The organism is Flavobacterium caeni (assembly GCF_900101895.1).
Lineage (GTDB): Bacteria > Bacteroidota > Bacteroidia > Flavobacteriales > Flavobacteriaceae > Flavobacterium > Flavobacterium caeni.
The window spans coordinates 84,887-101,187 of sequence record NZ_FMVF01000002.1 but is presented as its reverse complement, the minus strand read 5'-3'; the positions used below and the strand labels follow the sequence as shown (position 1 = coordinate 101,187).

The following is a 16,301-nucleotide window of genomic DNA, read 5'->3' as shown; positions in this document are numbered from 1 at the left end:
AAACGCCAGACCAAGACTTTGCCGTTTGTTAACTTTTTAGCCGTTAATTTGTTAAAAACTCGGTTTAGACTTTACCATTCCATCGGCCAATCGAACAATAAAATAATTATATTTGGGGAAATGAAAAACAAGGTCAGTAAAATATCTTTACTTTTTATCCTCTTTTTGATGTTTTTGGCTTTCGTAAGCCACAAGCTGCTGACCCACTTCACTTCAGATAATAATTCGGGAACTTTTCATTTGATCATCACGCTGGCCATCATCATGATTTCGGGCATCATCTTCAATTATACGATTTCGAAAAACAACCAGCGCAACAACAAGATCTTCGACAAGCTCAAACGCAACAACGACGAGATCCGCGAGTCGAACGAACGCTACGACATTGTGGCCAAGGCAACCAGCGATACGATCTGGGACTGGAAAATACAGGAAGACCATTTTATTTGGAACAAAGGAATCCAGGGGATTTTTGGTTACAAGAAGGAAGACGTGGGCAACACCTCCAAATGGTGGTTCGACCGTATCCATCCCGAGGATTCGATCAAGATGTCGATCAAACTCTACTCGTTCATCGAACAAAAAACCGAACGCTGGCACGACGAATACCGCTTTAAATGCGCCGACGGTTCCTACAAATACGTGTTCGACCGGGGCTTTTTGGTCAAGGACGAAAACGGTACGGCCATCCGGATGATCGGAGCCATTCAGGACATCACCAAACAAAAAGAAGAAGAGCAACGACTCAAACTGCTCGAGACCGTGATCACGCAAACCAAGGATTCGGTCATCATCACCGAATCGGAAAAAGCCAACAAAGGCATCCCGAAGATTGTTTTCGTGAACCCCGCGTTTACAGAGATGACGGGTTATCAATCGGGCGAAGTGGTCGGGAAATCGCCTACGGTGTTCATGGGCAGGCAGTCGGTCAAGAACGACATGCAGCGGCTTTCGCAGGCGTTGCGCAAAAAAGAAGAATTCAAGTTCGAGACGATCAACCACAAAAAGAACGGCGACGAATATTGGATCAGCTTTTCGATGATCCCGATCACCAACAGCGAAGGCGAACATTCGCATTGGATTTCGATGCAACGCGACATCACCGAGGAAAAACACCGTGAAAAGGAGCGCGAGCAGCTCATCCGCGAACTGACGCAGAACAACAAGGATTTAAAACAGTTCTCCTACATCACCTCGCACAACCTGCGCGCACCGTTGTCGAACCTTACGGGTTTGCTCAATTTGATGCAGGACATTCCGGTAGAAAACCTCGAACTCAAGGAAATCCTGAACGGTTTTTCGACGTCGACGCATTTGCTCAACGAAACCATCAACGATTTGGTCAAGGTGGTCATCATCAAAGACAATCCGTCGATCCAAAAAGAAGAAGTGCTCATCAAGGATGTGTTCGAGAACGTGTTCAACCAGCTCAGTTTCCTGATCAGCCTGCACAAACCGATTTTGAAAATCGAACTCGAAAAAGTGACGATCCTCAACATCAACAAAGCGTATCTTGAGAGTATTTTGCTCAATCTATTTACAAATGCGATTAAATACCGCTCTCCTAAGCGCACTTTGCGTATTTTTGTATCCTCTAAAGAAGTCGACGACGAAATCACTTTGATTTTCAAGGACAATGGCATCGGCATCGACATGGAACGCAACCGGGACAAGATTTTCGGACTGTACCAGCGCTTTCACAACTACCCCGACAGCAAGGGCCTCGGACTTTATCTGGTCAAATCCCAGGTAGAAACCATGGGCGGCTCGATCCAGGTAGAAAGCGAAGTAGACAAGGGCACCACATTTACGTTAACCTTTAAAAAATAGAATACCTAATGCTAGATTTAATCCTTTGTGTAGATGACGACCCGATCACGCTGATGCTGTGCAAAATGGTCATCGCCAAATCATCTTTTGCCCAAGAGGTGGTTACTGCACAGCACGGCGAGGAAGCACTCGCCTATTTTGACGATTTAAAACTGAACAACCTCGGCAACGACATCGCACGTTACCCAAAGTTGATTTTTCTCGATTTGAACATGCCCGTCATGGGCGGATGGGAATTCCTCGACGAATTCGCCAAACCCGAATACGCCGATGTGTTTAAGGAAACACGTGTGATTGTGTTGTCGTCTACGATCGATCCGCGCGACATCAACAAATCAAAAACCTATCCGATGGTCATCGACTTCATGTCTAAGCCGATCACCAAGGAAATGCTCGAGGATTTGAAGAAAATCTTTTAGCAAAAACAAACCCATAAAAAAAGGCGCTCATTGAGCGCCTTTTCCAATATATAACTTAGAGCCAATTACAATTTTGCAATGTGCTTGGTCAATTTCGATTTCAGGTTGGCCGCCTTGTTGTCGTGGATGATGTTTTTCTTGGCCAATTTGTCGATCATAGAAATAACAGTAGACAATTTTGCAGAAGCTTCTGATTTGTCGGTAGCCAAACGCAACGCCTTGATTGCATTACGCGTGGTTTTGTGTTGGTATCTGTTCAACACTCTTTTCTTTTCGTTGCTTCTGATTCTTTTTAAAGCTGACTTATGATTTGCCATTTTGTTTTGTAATGTATTTTTTGATTGTAGTCCGTAGGGGAATCGAACCCCTGTTACCAGGATGAAAACCTGGCGTCCTAACCCCTAGACGAACGGACCATTATTCCTCTAGTTCGGTTTAATTTTCCAACTTCAATTTGGTAGAGAACTTTTGTAGCCCGTGGGGGAATCGAACCCCCCTTACCAGGATGAAAACCTGGCGTCCTAACCGATAGACGAACGGGCCAACTGCTGTAATGCGGATGCAAAGATACAGCTATTTTTTATTCGCGCAAGAACCCACGCAATTTTTTTTCTATTTTTTTAATACGCCTTGGCAAACAGCACGCGTCCGGCAGATGGTTTGCCCGTGAGCACACATCTTCCGGCCTCTTCTTTGCGGTCGAGCGGGATGCAACGGATGGTGGCCTTGGTGAGGTCTTTGATCTTTTCTTCGGTCTCAGACGTACCATCCCAGTGCGCCGACACGAATCCACCCTTGTTTTCCAAAACGTCTTTGAACTCGTCAAAGTTGGACACCTCGGTGATGTGGCTGTTTCGGTATTCGAATGCCTTGTCGAACAACTCATCCTGGATTTGCTCCAGCAAAAGTTCGATGTGTTTGACGACGGCGTCCTTTGCAACCACTTCTTTGGTCAGCGTGTCACGACGGGCCACCTCGAACGTACCGTTCTCTAAATCGTTTGGCCCGATGGCGATACGAACCGGAACACCTTTCAGCTCATACTCGTTGAATTTGAATCCTGGTTTGAGTGTGGTGCGGTTGTCGTACTTGACCGATATTTTCAGTTTTCTGAACTGCGCGACCAAATCGTTGGCAACAGCGTCGATGGCCTCGAGTTGTTCGTCGGTCTTGTGAATCGGAACAATCACCACCTGTGTAGGCGCAAGGTTTGGTGGCAGTACCAGCCCTTTGTCATCGGAATGGGTCATGATAAGCGCCCCCATAAGCCTGGTCGAAACACCCCATGACGTACCCCAAACGTGCTCGAGTTTGCCCTCGGCATTGGCGAATTTGACATCGAATGCCTTGGCGAAGTTTTGTCCCAAAAAGTGCGACGTACCTGCCTGGAGCGCCTTCCCGTCCTGCATCAATGCTTCGATACAATAGGTTTCCTCGGCGCCTGCGAAACGCTCGTTGGCCGTCTTGATACCTTTGACCACTGGAATCGCCATGAAGTTCTCGGCGAATTCGGCGTATACGTTCATCATTTTTTCGGTTTCTTCGATGGCTTCGGTACGCGTAGCGTGCGCGGTGTGCCCTTCCTGCCAGAGGAACTCGGCGGTACGCAAAAACAAACGCGTACGCATTTCCCAACGAACTACATTGGCCCATTGGTTGATGAGCAGCGGCAAATCGCGGTGCGACTGTATCCATTTTTTATAGGTCGACCAAATGATGGCCTCGCTCGTCGGACGAACAACCAATTCCTCTTCGAGTTTGGCGTTCGGATCTACGCGCAACTTACCCGGTTTATCGGGATCATTTTGCAGGCGGTAGTGCGTAACCACGGCACATTCTTTGGCAAAACCTTCGGCGTTTTTCTCTTCGGCCTCGAACATGCTTTTGGGCACGAACAACGGGAAATAGGCATTGCTGTGTCCAGTTTCCTTGAACATACGGTCCAATTCGGCCTGTATCTTCTCCCAAATGGCGTAGCCGTATGGCTTGATGACCATACAGCCTTTCACACCAGAATTCTCTGCGAGATCGGCCTTGACCACCAGTTCGTTATACCATTTTGAATAATCCTCTGCTCTTGTCGTCAGGTTCTTGCTCATAGCGTTTGTTTTGGCACAAAAATTGTTTGATTTTCTTTAACTAAATAGTTCGGCAAAACTAACTATTTTTGTATAGTCCAACAATAAAATTGCCACAGATTATGAAAACCAATTTTTCTACACTTCGCACTTCTGTCTATTCTACGTTGGGGCTTTTTAGCATCCTGCTTACTTCTTGTGGCACTTCACAAAGCACCACGTACAATGACCGCGACGGCATTTACGGCGCTACGGCCAACACCGAGCCCGCCAGAGCCGCATCGCAAGGGGACCAATACAAAGAGTACTTCGGGTCGTTACAGGAAAACAATGAGCCCGATCAAATTTTTACCGACGTCGAAAACTACCGTTCAGACGATTACGAAAATGCCCAAACCACCAACGAAAATTACGACGCCGGCTATGGCGCTTGGGGCAGCAACCCTGAGAATGTCACGGTCAATGTCTACGACAACAGCTGGGGTTGGGGCGGCTGGGGCTGGAACAACTATTGGTATTCGGGTTATTGGGGATGGAACCTCGGATGGGGATGGAACTCCTGGTACGGCCCTGCCTACTACGGATGGGGCTTCTCTCCTTACGCCTACTCCGGATGGGGTTACGGCGGATGGTACAATTACTACCCCTACGGTTACGGACACGGTTACTACAACAATGGCTATGCCTACAACGGGCGCAGGTCTTCGGGTTATAGAAATGTCGTGACCACCGGAGGCAGAAACAGTTACTACAGCGGCACCCGAGCGCGCAGCAACAACTGGAACAACGCCACAAGAACCAGGACCGGAACGCGCTACAGTACCTACAACACGCCGCGCAACAATACCTCGGTACGCACACCGTCGAACAGCAATTCGCGCGATTACGGCACACCGAGAAACAATACCCGTACGCAATCACAGTACAATACCCCGCGCAACAACAGCGCTACACGCAACTACGGCAATTCGACGCGCAACAACAGCTATACACCATCGAGTTCTCCTTCCCGCTCCTATTCAGGCTCAGGTGGTGGAAACTACGGTGGCGGCGGAAGATCCGGCGGCGGCGGCGGCGGAAGAAGATAATCCAAAACAAGCCCATACCTATGTATTGACCCTGGTCGAGCCATAGGTATTTTTTTGAAAAAATTGAAACCTATGAAAAAACAACTTCTCCTACTTTTTGGAGCGATGGCTTTTGGCTCGGTGCAGGCACAAGATGTAGCCGATGCGTTGCGGTATGCCCAAGACAACATCAACGGTACGGCGCGTTTCCGTGCCATGAGCGGCGCATTTGGTGCGATTGGCGGCGATCTTTCGGCCATCAATGTCAACCCGGCAGGTTCTGCGGTTTTCGCCAACAGTCAAGTGGGCGCCTCATTGAGCAGCTACAATACAAAAAACAAATCGAGTTATTTTGGAACAAAGACTTCCGACTCGGACAATGCCTTCGATTTGAACCAGGCCGGTGTGGTATTCGTCCTGAATAACCCGATGCAAAATACAGGCTGGAAAAAACTGGCGCTTTCGGTCAATTATGACAGCGCCAACCGTTTCGACAACGCCTTTTTTACGGCGGGCGTGAACACCAACCACTCGGTGGCCGACTATTTCGTGCACCATGCCAACCAACTCGGGCTTCCGGCCAATTTTTACGGTAACGCCTATTTTGACCAACTCTCGTTGCGCGAGCGCCAGGCTTTTATGGGTTACAATGCTTACATCATCGATCCGCTCGGGGGTGATCCGAACAGCAACCAGTTCATTTCGAACGTTCCCAACGGAAGCTATGCGCAGGATAATTTTACCGAAACCACAGGCTACAACGGCAAGGTGACACTCAATGCGTCATCGTCTTACAACGACCGTTTTTATTTTGGGATTAACCTGAACGCCTATTTCAGCGAGTATACCAAGTATTCTAGTTTTTACGAGCAAAACGACAACGATCCGCTGATGGGCCGCCCGAGCGTCAACAGCATTTCATTCGACCAGCAAACGTATACCTACGGCAACGGATTTTCGTTCCAGTTGGGTGCCATCGCCAAGATAACACAGGCGTTCCGCGCCGGATTGTCGTATGAGTCGCCTACGTGGTATGAGTTCAGCGACGAGGTGTGGCAAATCGTATACAGCACCGGGCAAAACTATGGCAACGGCAGCAATTCGGCGCAAACCGACTCCAACATGCTGATCTTGTACGAACCGTACAACCTGCGTACGCCGGGTAAATTCACCGGAAGTTTGGGCTATGTGTTTGGCAAGACCGCCATTTTGAGCGCCGATTATTCGGTCAAAGATTACAGCAATACACGGTTCCGTTCGGGCGGCGATTACTTCAGGCCCGTCAACGCGGCAATGTCCAACCAATTGGGCATGGCGGGCGAATTGCGTATCGGCGCCGAGGTACGGGCCAAGGCATGGAGTTTCCGCGGCGGGTTCCGCTACGAGGAAAGCCCGTATGAAAACGTCGACACCATAGGCGATTTGACAAGTTTTTCGGCAGGTTTCGGTTATCAGTTTCCGCGTACGCGACTCGACTTGTCCTATACGTTCATCCAACGCGAAACCCAGCAAGGACTGTTCGCGCAAGGCCTTACGGATCCCGTCATCAACGATGCCACGAACAACAATGTGACGCTGAGCTTGATTTTCGAACTGTAACTATAAACATCCAAAATAATACAAAGCCGTTACCGACGGCTTTTTTTGCATCATAAATTTTCCCAAATGCTTGAACCGAAACAAATAAAAACCGTACTTTTGCCCGCTCAAATCCAACAGGTTACTAAATTAAGTCGATGAGAACCAAATCTTTAAAAAAGAACAAGATCAATGTCATCACGCTGGGCTGCTCGAAGAACGTGTACGACAGCGAAGTGCTGATGGGCCAACTCAAGGCCAGCGGCAAAGACGTCGCGCACGAAGCACCCGAAAAAGAAGAAGGCAACATCATCGTCATCAACACCTGCGGTTTCATCGACAACGCCAAGGCCGAATCGGTCAACATGATCCTCGAATATGCCGACAAAAAAGAACGCGGTATGGTCGACAAGGTGTTTGTAACCGGATGTTTGTCGGAACGTTACAAACCCGATCTGGAAAAGGAAATCCCGAACGTCGATCAATTTTTTGGCACCACCGAACTGCCGTTGCTGCTCAAAGCGCTCGGCGCCGATTACAAACACGAATTGCTGGGCGAACGCTTGACGACCACGCCCAAAAACTACGCCTATCTCAAGATTGCCGAGGGTTGTGACCGTCCGTGCAGCTTTTGTGCCATCCCGCTTATGCGCGGCAAACACGTCTCGCAACCGATCGAAAAATTGGTAAAGGAAGCGCAAGGTTTGGCGCGCGACGGCGTCAAGGAGCTGATCCTGATCGCACAGGATTTGACGTACTACGGGCTCGATTTGTACAAAAAACGAAACCTGGCCGAATTGCTCGAAGCGTTGGCCGCCGTCGAAGGCATCGAATGGATCCGTCTGCACTACGCATTCCCGACGGGTTTCCCGATGGACGTGCTCGAGCTCATGAAACGCGAACCCAAGATTTGCAGCTACCTCGACATTCCGTTGCAACACATTTCGGATAAAATCCTCAAATCGATGCGTCGTGGCACCACGCAGGAAAAAACAACCAAACTGTTGAAGGATTTCCGCGAGGCCGTTCCGGGGATGACCATCCGCACGACGTTGATTGTGGGTTATCCGGGCGAAACCGAAGAAGATTTTCAGATCCTCAAGAATTGGGTCGAGGAAATGCGTTTTGAAAGATTGGGCTGTTTTGCCTACTCGCATGAAGAAAACACGCACGCCTACCTGCTCGAAGACGATGTCCCGGCCGAAGTCAAACAACAGCGCGCCAACGAAATCATGGAAATCCAGTCGCAGATTTCATGGGAATTGAACCAGGAAAAAATCGGACAGACTTTCAGGTGTATCATCGACCGCAAGGAAGGCAACCATTTTGTCGGACGCACCGAATTCGACAGCCCGGACGTAGACAACGAAGTGCTCATCGACGCGACACAACATTACGTCAAGACGGGTGATTTTTTCAACGTCAAGATTACCGACGCCACCGAATTTGACCTGTACGGCGAACCGGTCTGATCACTGCTGAATTTCAAAAAATAAAAAAACTCCGATGGAAACATCGGAGTTTTTTACTTAACCCTATAACTAACTATTAAATCACAGTTCCTTTGATGGTCAACGTCTTGGGCGTTTCCTCGGCATTGGTTGTTACGGTCACGGTTTTGGTGAACGCGCCTTTGTTGGCCGCATTGTAGGTTGCCGTTACCTTGCCGCTTTGGCCAGGTTTGATTGGCGTTTTGGTGTAATCGGTGGCGGTGCATCCGCAAGAAGCCTTGACATTGGTGATGATGACATCGGTCTTGCCCGTGTTCTTGAATTCGAAATCGACCGATTTGGGCGTGCCTTGCGGGATGTTCCCGATTTCGATGGTTTCGCTTTTCCAGGCTACGGCCGACGCGGTTTTGGTTTTAACAATCGGGTCGTTGTGTGTAGGAAGCGTCGCAAAAGACATCAGACCCAACGCAGCGGCAAAAATTGAAATTTTAAGTGTTTTCATGGTTTAACGATTTAGTGATTAATGGATTGTTTGAACATTCCAAAAGTAGCGCGGCCTGTCGATGCACCGTGTTAAGCGGTTTCAAATGTTTGTTAACGAGTTGTTAACCGAAAAATCGCGCCGTTTTTTTGAGTAATATTGTGTGGTCCATCGGCCGATTCGTTTGCCCGGGACCTATACGCCATCCCATGAAGATCAACAAGCTCAACATCGCCATCCTGCTTGGCCTGGCCGCCATCATCGGCATCCTGGTCGTCCAGCTGCTTTGGACGCGCGAAGCCTTCAATCTGGAGGAGAAGAAGTTCAGCCAAAAAGTACACATCGCGCTTTTGGAGGTCGCCAAAAAATTGTACGAAGGCACCAACCATGAACTGCCCGCCGAAAGCCCGGTGCAAAAAGTGTCGAACGACTACTACATCGTGAACATCGACAACGACTTCGAGCCCGAAATTCTCGAATACTATTTGCGCCACGAATTCGACAAAATCAACCTGCAGACCGATTTTGAATATGCAATGTACAATTGCCATTCAGACGAAATGGTGTACGGGAACTACGTACCGTTTGACGAAAAAGCCAAGGCCAAACACACCGTTTACTTTCCCAAACACCAAAACCTGGTGTACTATTTTGCGATCCGGTTCCCCGGCGAGACCAATTATTTGTTCAGCTCGCTGCGGTTTTGGTTCATTTTGTCGTTTGCGCTGATGGTGGTGCTGATTGTCTATGTGTATTCGATTTTTACGATCCTGCAGCAACGCAAATATTCCGAACTGCAACGCGATTTTGTAAACAACATGACGCACGAATTCAAGACGCCGCTGTCTTCTATTTTGCTCGCGTCGAACTTCCTCAAAAAGCATCCGGCCATTCAAGCCGACGACAAACTCGAAAAATACACCGACATCATCATCGACCAAAGCGACAAGCTCAACGACCACATCGGCAAGATCCTGCACACGGCCAAAAGCGACAGCGCGCCGCTCGAGCTCGAACGCATCGACTTGCGTCTGGTACCGGTCATTGAAGACATCATCGACAACATCAAGGTCAAGCACCCGACCTTGTTGGCCAAGGTCAAATCGAGCCACGAGTATGTGGTCTCGGCCGATCCGTTCCATTTCTCGAACCTGGTGTACAACCTCATCGACAATTCGATCAAATATTGCGATACCGAACCCGACATCACCGTCCGGATGACGCACCAAAACAAAACGCTCCACCTTTCGTTTATCGACAACGGCATCGGGATTCCGCCGGGCAAGGTGGCTTATATTTTTGATCGGTTTACGCGCATCCCGTCGGCCAAGAGCAACGAAGTCAACGGATTTGGGCTTGGTTTGTATTACGTCAAAAAAATCTGCACCTTGCACCGTTGGAAGATCAGCGCGCGCAACAATCCCGATCGCGGCATCACCATCACCATCCTAATCCCGCTACAGCAATGACCCAGGCCAAGATACTATATGCCGAAGACGACCAAACGCTCGCTTTCCTGACGCGCGACAACCTCGAGCAGCACGGGTATGAGGTCGTGCATTGCGCCGACGGCAAGCTGTGTCTTGACACTTTTGCGCGCGAAAACTTTGACCTGTGCATCCTGGACATCATGTTGCCCAAGAAGGACGGTTTCGAAATCGCATCAGAAATTAGAAAGGCCAACACCGACATACCGATCATTTTCCTGTCGGCCAAAACGCTCAAGGAAGACCGGCTTAAGGGGCTGCGGTTGGGTGCCGACGACTACCTGGTCAAACCGTTCAGCATCGAGGAATTGTTGCTCAAGATCGAGATTTTCCTCAAACGCTCGCAAAAGACAAAACCTGCCGATTTGGGGTATACCGTAGGCCGGTACCGGTTCGACCCGGGCAACTACACCGTGTCCGACGGCAGGCAGACGGTGACGCTTACCCAACGCGAGGCCGAACTGCTTAAGTTGTTCCTCGACAACAAGAACAAAGTACTTAAACGCGAAGAGATCCTCAAGGCATTGTGGGGCGACGACGATTACTTCATGGGTCGCAGCCTGGACGTGTTCATTTCGCGGCTGCGCAAGATCTTGACGGGCGAACCCGGCATTTCGATCGAAAACCTGCACGGGATTGGGTTCAGGTTTGTCGACCAGCGCTGATTCGGACGAATCCTAACCCAAACCGCACGAATTCTCGACGGCCGTTTTTTTGCGGTACACTTCGGCTATATTTGTACCGATAACCAATCGATATGTCGAAACAGTACTTTCTCGCGATCTTGTTTTTTGCCGTAGGATGGTCCGCCTGGTCGCAACAAACCGAAGTGGACAGCCTCAAACGCGTACTGGCCGTTACCCGGATCGATACGGCCAAAGTGAACCTGTACAACGCATTGGCGTATCAGTTCCGCGAAACCAACGTCGATTCAGCGCAAACCTATGCCGGTAAAGCATTGGCCCTGGCCCAACAAAAAAAATACTTCTTGGGTATCGCGCACGCCCACCTCAATCTGGGCAACGCACACATCATCCTGAGCGATTACCCGACGGCTTTGCGCTATTTTCTGTCGGCACAAAAACAATTCGAATCGGCGATGGAAACTACGGGCAACCCAAGCGTCGTCAAAGGCGGGATGGCACGTGCCCTGGCCAGCGCCGGGGTGGTATATTCTGAGCAAAACAACTATCCGAAAGCGCTCGAACAATACTTCAAGGCGCTCAAAATGTACCAGGAAATCGGGCAAAAGCAAGGCGTTTCAAAGGCCTACAACAACATCGCGGTGGTGTACAAATCGGAAGGGCATTTGCAGCAAGCGCTTTCCTATCTGGAGAAAGCCTATGCGATACAAACCCAAATCGGTGAGCAAAGTGCGCCGGTTACGTTGACCAACATCGGTGCCATCCATTTCGAAATCGGGAACGATGTCAGGGCGCTCGAATACTACCGAAAAGCCGAAAAGCAATTTGCGTCGAACGCCAACAAACGCGGCGAGGCGCTGCTCCACTCCTACCTGGGCGACTACTACCGCAAACAAAAAGATGTCGAAAAGGCGCTGGTGCATTACGACCATTCGCAAAAAATGTACACAGCGCTGGGGAACCAATTCGGGACGGCGCTCGTACAATACCAAGTGGGATTGTTGCACTACCAGCATAACCGATGGGCCGATGCGCTTTTGGCGGCCACGCAATCGCTTGACTTGGCACGACAAATGGGAACGCTCGACCAAATCAAGGAGTCCGAGAAATTGCTCAGCGACATCTACACCCAAACGGGCGACCAAACCCGGGCGTTTGCCCATTACAAACAATACATCGCGGTAAAGGACAGTCTGGAAAACAATGAAAACGCCAAGAAATTCGTGCGCGCCGAAATGGACTTCGAATACGACAAAAAGGAAGCGCTGCTGCGCGAGCAAACCAAACGCCATCAGCAGTTCTTGCTGTTCTTGATCATCGGCGGATTGTTGCTGCTCACGTTGGTGTTCGTGACCTACAACCGGCTGCAAATCAAGCGACGGCTGACGTTGCAAAAAGAGGTGGCCGAATACGAGCAAAAGGCGTTGCACCTGCAGATGAATCCGCATTTTGTGTTCAATTGCCTGGGGTCGATTTCGAGTTTCATCGTACAGAACGGTACCGATTCGGCCATCAAATACCTGTCGAAATTTTCTAAACTGATGCGACTGACGCTCGAGTATTCGAAAGGTTCGCTGATTCCGATCGACAAGGAAATCGAAGCCTTGCAAAACTACCTCGAACTCGAACAGCTGCGTTTCAACAAAAAATTCGACTTTACGATCACGGCCAGCCCCGACATCGAAGACGACATGGCGCTGCCGCCGCTTTTGATCCAGCCGTTTGTAGAAAATGCAATCCTGCACGGCATGGTGCCCAAAGAAGGCAACGGCTCAATCGACGTGCGGTTCGACGTGCGCAACAACCAGCTCGTTTGCACGATCACCGACGATGGCATCGGCTACCAGACTTCGAAGACGTTAAAGGAAAATTCGGTCACGGCGCACCAATCGATGGCGCTCGACATCACCAAAAAACGTCTGGAAATGATGGAAGCCACAACATCGCAATCGGCGCAGGTTACCATCGAAGAAATCAAGAATGCCGACAACCAAACATCGGGCACCAAGGCCGTGATCCTTTTGCCCATCCAATACACCGCAGACACCAAACCCAGGATATGATAACCGCATTACTCATCGACGACGACAAACATTTGCGCAAAGGCATGAAAAGCCTGTTGGAACGCTATGCCCTTGAAATGGCGATCATTGGCGAGGCCGAAAGCGTCAAGACCGGCATCGTTGCGTTCGAAAAATACAAGCCACAAGTGGTGTTTCTCGACATCCACCTTAGCGACGGCACCGGATTCGACATGCTCGAAGAAATCTCGAACCGGCATGGCAAGATCAACGCCCATGTGGTGTTCATCACTGCGCACGAACAATACGCGCTCAAGGCGTTCCGGTTTAGCGCGCTCGATTTTTTGCTCAAGCCCGTCGATCCCGAGGAATTGCAGAAATGCATCGGCAAAATCAAGGTGACGCTTGAGAAACAACATTCGTTTGAGCACATCGATTTGCTTTTGGAAAACATCCGCAAAAAAGTAGACCATTTCAAGCGCATCGCGTTGTCGACTTCGGACGGCATCCATTTGTTTGAGATTGCCGACATCATCCGTTGCGAGGCGCGCGACAATTACACGCAATTCTTTATCAAGAACCACAAGCCGCTTTTGATTTCAAAAACCTTGAAAGAATACGAAGAATTACTGGGCGAACATGGCTTTGAGCGTATCCATCAGTCGCATTTGATCAACCTGGCCTACCTCAAATCGTACATCAAGAACGACGGCGGTTATGTGATTATGGCCGACAACACCAACCTTCCTATTTCGCAACGCAAAAAAGAACGGTTGCAGGATTTGATCCGTTCGCTTTGATAAAACCGACCATTACAAAACAAACCCGATGAAAAAAATACTATTCTTTTTGTTGTTTTCGATCGCCGCGCAGGCGCAAATCATCAACATTCCCGATCCGGTGTTCAAGGCACTTTTGCTGGCGGCGAATCCGTCGTTGAACATCGCCAAGAATGTGGCCAACCCGTTAGCGAATAATGTCTATTGTACGATAGACACCAACGCCAACGGAGAAATCGAAGTGGCCGAAGCCGCGGTGATCACAGCGCTGTATATCGCACATCTGAATATCGAAGACCTGACCGGTATCGAATACTTTACTGGGCTCAAGATACTGCACGCCCAAGACAACAACTTCCCGTATCTGGACGTAACGACCATGCCACAGTTGATAACGCTTATGTGTTCGCACAACGCCATCACAAACCCGATGGATTTGAGCCAGTGTCCCAATTTGCGGTATGCTTCGATCTATAACAACCCCATCCCATCTGTAAACGTATCGGGGTTGACACAGTTGACCAACCTCGACATTGAAGTGACGCAAATCACATCGGTCGACTTGTCGGACTTGACGGCCCTGGAACGGTTCAACGGAAGTTTTACGCCGCTCGGCACATTGGATTTCAGCAACAATCCGGCGGTAGAAAACATCCAGTGCCAGCAGTGCAGCCTGACGTCGATTAACGTGGCCAATACGCCGGCGCTCGACTATTTGCGGGTACCGATCAATTCGTTGACGTCGATTGATGTTTCGGGCAGTCCTGCCTTGACGACTTTACATGTAGGCTCGAATCAGATCTCGAGCATCGACGTTACGATGCTGCCTTTGCTGACTACCTTGGGTTGCAGTTCGAATCCGATCACAAGCGTTGATGTCTCGAACCAATCGTTGCTTACCTCATTGAGCTGTGGCGGCCCGCAACTGACGACGCTGTTCATGAAAAATGGTGCCAACGAAACGCTGACGCTGACCAATGCCACAGCGCTTGAATTCATTTGCGCAGACGAAACGCAATTGGCGCCCGTACAAGCCGAAGCCAACGCCGACGCCAACCCGAATGTGGTGGTTACCTCCTACTGCTCGTTTACGCCCGGCGGCGATTACAATACGATCACGGGCCACATCAGCTATGATTCGGACAACGACGGCTGCGACGCACAGGACATCAAAGCCGACTATTTGCGCGTGAATTTGTCGGGGGCGGCATCGGGGGCGACATACATCAACGGGGCGGGCAACTATTCCTTTTATGTGGGCGCGGGCAACCATACCGTGACGCCGCAAATGGAACATCCCGATTATTTTCACATCACCCCAGTTTCACAAACGGCCGATTTCCCTTTGCTGGACAACACGACGCTGGTTCGCGATTTTTGCCTTACCGCCAACGGCTTTCATCCCGATATGGAAATTGTGCTTTTGCCACTCGTTGGCGCGCGGGCGGGATTTGACGCGCACTACCAACTCGTGTTCCGCAACAAGGGCAACCAAACCATGACGGGACAAATTACCGTGGCCTTCGAAGGCGACAGGCTCGACTTTGTTTCGGCGAGCGCGCCTACCGCTTCGCAAACCGACAACCTGCTGATGTGGGATTACAACAACTTGTTGCCGTTTGAGACGCGTGCGATTAACTTTTGGCTGGCCGTCAACGGACCTACCGATGAACCGCCCGTGAACGATGGCGATGTCCTTTCGTTTACGGCCGGGATGAATTTCCTGTCGGACGACCCGACGCCGTACGACAACTATTTTGATTTCGACCAAATGGTGGTCAATTCGCTCGATCCGAACACCAAAACCTGTCTCGAAGGCGATACGGTAACGACCGAATTGATCGGCGAATACCTGCATTACAACATCAACTTTGAGAACATCGGCACCGCCGACGCGGTCAATGTGGTGGTCAAGGACGTCATCGATACGACGCAGTTCGATTTGGCCACTTTGCAAATCATGTATGCGTCGCATGCTGTATACACGCGCCTCAACGGCAACATCGTCGAGTTCATTTTCGAAGGCATCAACCTGCCACCCAGCATCGTCAATCCTATCGGCGGGCACGGCAACGTACTGTTCAAGATCAAGACCTTGCCGACACTGCAGGCGGGCGATCAGGTGAGCAATACGGCCAATATTTATTTCGATTACAACCATCCGATCGAGACCAACGAAGCGCGCACGACATTCCAAACACTCAGGCGCAGCGAATTCAAAACCGATGCGAGCGTGAAGGTCTATCCGAATCCGGCCAGACGGTCCGTTTGGGTAAAGGCAAAAAGCAACATCCAGAGCATTGCTGTTTTTGATGTGCAGGGGCGCATTTTACAAACCTCCATCGAAAATAAAAACACAGCCACATTGGATATTTCAGCCCGATCCAGTGGCATTTATTTCCTCAAGATTACGACTGCAGACGGAATCAAGGTGGAGCAAATCATAAAGGAATAAGTCAAGACCAC

13 protein-coding genes and 2 tRNA genes are annotated in these 16,301 nt (G+C 49.9%); 10 read left to right on the top strand and 5 right to left on the bottom strand.

What is annotated here, in order from left to right; translation table 11 throughout:
- Window positions 1-120: 120 nt before the first annotated feature.
- Together BLP55_RS00470 and BLP55_RS00465 are read left to right on the top strand one after the other, a co-directional pair.
- Window positions 121-1,830: a PAS domain-containing sensor histidine kinase gene (locus BLP55_RS00470; protein ID WP_091140018.1), complete on the top strand. Its 1,710-nt coding sequence runs from the start codon at window positions 121-123 to the stop codon at window positions 1,828-1,830.
- Between the two features lie 8 nt (window positions 1,831-1,838).
- Window positions 1,839-2,249 (top strand): response regulator, encoded by a 411-nt coding sequence (locus BLP55_RS00465; protein WP_091140015.1) that lies wholly within the window; start codon window positions 1,839-1,841, stop codon window positions 2,247-2,249.
- Window positions 2,250-2,314: 65 nt separating this feature from the next.
- Here the strand turns inward: BLP55_RS00465 and rpsT are convergent, their stop codons facing one another.
- The 4 genes from rpsT to proS all read right to left on the bottom strand — a co-directional run bounded on the left by rpsT (window position 2,315) and on the right by proS (window position 4,348).
- Window positions 2,315-2,566, bottom strand: a complete 252-nt coding sequence (gene rpsT, locus BLP55_RS00460) for a 30S ribosomal protein S20 (RefSeq protein ID WP_091140011.1) — start codon at window positions 2,564-2,566, stop codon at window positions 2,315-2,317.
- A gap of 27 nt (window positions 2,567-2,593) precedes the next feature.
- Window positions 2,594-2,665: transfer RNA gene (locus BLP55_RS00455), tRNA-Glu, on the bottom strand.
- Between the two features lie 55 nt (window positions 2,666-2,720).
- A tRNA-Glu gene (locus BLP55_RS00450) sits at window positions 2,721-2,792 on the bottom strand.
- Window positions 2,793-2,869: 77 nt separating this feature from the next.
- On the bottom strand, window positions 2,870-4,348 hold the full coding sequence (gene proS, locus BLP55_RS00445; RefSeq protein WP_091140007.1) for a proline--tRNA ligase: 1,479 nt from the start codon (window positions 4,346-4,348) through the stop codon (window positions 2,870-2,872).
- A gap of 101 nt (window positions 4,349-4,449) precedes the next feature.
- Here proS and BLP55_RS00440 point away from each other — a divergent pair, with 101 nt between their 5' ends.
- From BLP55_RS00440 to rimO, 3 genes are all read left to right on the top strand, one after another.
- On the top strand, window positions 4,450-5,415 hold the full coding sequence (locus BLP55_RS00440) for a hypothetical protein (RefSeq protein ID WP_091140003.1): 966 nt from the start codon (window positions 4,450-4,452) through the stop codon (window positions 5,413-5,415).
- Between the two features lie 72 nt (window positions 5,416-5,487).
- Window positions 5,488-6,993, top strand: a complete 1,506-nt coding sequence (locus BLP55_RS00435; protein WP_091140002.1) for an OmpP1/FadL family transporter — start codon at window positions 5,488-5,490, stop codon at window positions 6,991-6,993.
- Window positions 6,994-7,130: 137 nt separating this feature from the next.
- The gene (rimO, locus tag BLP55_RS00430) at window positions 7,131-8,444 is read left to right on the top strand and encodes a 30S ribosomal protein S12 methylthiotransferase RimO (protein WP_091140000.1); all 1,314 of its coding nucleotides are present in this window, start codon (window positions 7,131-7,133) and stop codon (window positions 8,442-8,444) included.
- A gap of 76 nt (window positions 8,445-8,520) precedes the next feature.
- Here rimO and BLP55_RS00425 read toward each other — a convergent pair whose 3' ends face one another.
- Complete coding sequence (locus BLP55_RS00425; protein ID WP_091139998.1) at window positions 8,521-8,925, bottom strand: DUF1573 domain-containing protein; 405 nt, start codon at window positions 8,923-8,925, stop codon at window positions 8,521-8,523.
- Between the two features lie 188 nt (window positions 8,926-9,113).
- Here BLP55_RS00425 and BLP55_RS00420 point away from each other — a divergent pair, with 188 nt between their 5' ends.
- The 5 genes from BLP55_RS00420 (at window position 9,114) to BLP55_RS00400 (ending at window position 16,290) form a co-directional block, all read left to right on the top strand.
- On the top strand, window positions 9,114-10,373 hold the full coding sequence (locus BLP55_RS00420; RefSeq protein ID WP_091139994.1) for a sensor histidine kinase: 1,260 nt from the start codon (window positions 9,114-9,116) through the stop codon (window positions 10,371-10,373).
- Entirely contained in the window at window positions 10,370-11,056 is a 687-nt protein-coding gene (locus BLP55_RS00415) for a response regulator transcription factor (protein ID WP_091139992.1), read from the top strand. Before BLP55_RS00420 ends, BLP55_RS00415 begins: the two co-directional genes overlap by 4 nt.
- Window positions 11,057-11,148: 92 nt before the next feature.
- Entirely contained in the window at window positions 11,149-13,098 is a 1,950-nt protein-coding gene (locus tag BLP55_RS00410) for a tetratricopeptide repeat-containing sensor histidine kinase (RefSeq protein ID WP_091139989.1), read from the top strand.
- Window positions 13,095-13,856 carry a LytR/AlgR family response regulator transcription factor gene (locus tag BLP55_RS00405; RefSeq protein ID WP_091139986.1) on the top strand — a complete coding sequence of 254 codons (762 nt, stop codon included), beginning with the start codon at window positions 13,095-13,097 and terminating at the stop codon, window positions 13,854-13,856. Before BLP55_RS00410 ends, BLP55_RS00405 begins: the two co-directional genes overlap by 4 nt.
- A gap of 28 nt (window positions 13,857-13,884) precedes the next feature.
- Window positions 13,885-16,290 carry a DUF7619 domain-containing protein gene (locus BLP55_RS00400; protein ID WP_091139983.1) on the top strand — a complete coding sequence of 802 codons (2,406 nt, stop codon included), beginning with the start codon at window positions 13,885-13,887 and terminating at the stop codon, window positions 16,288-16,290.
- The last annotated feature ends 11 nt before the right edge of the window (window positions 16,291-16,301 follow it).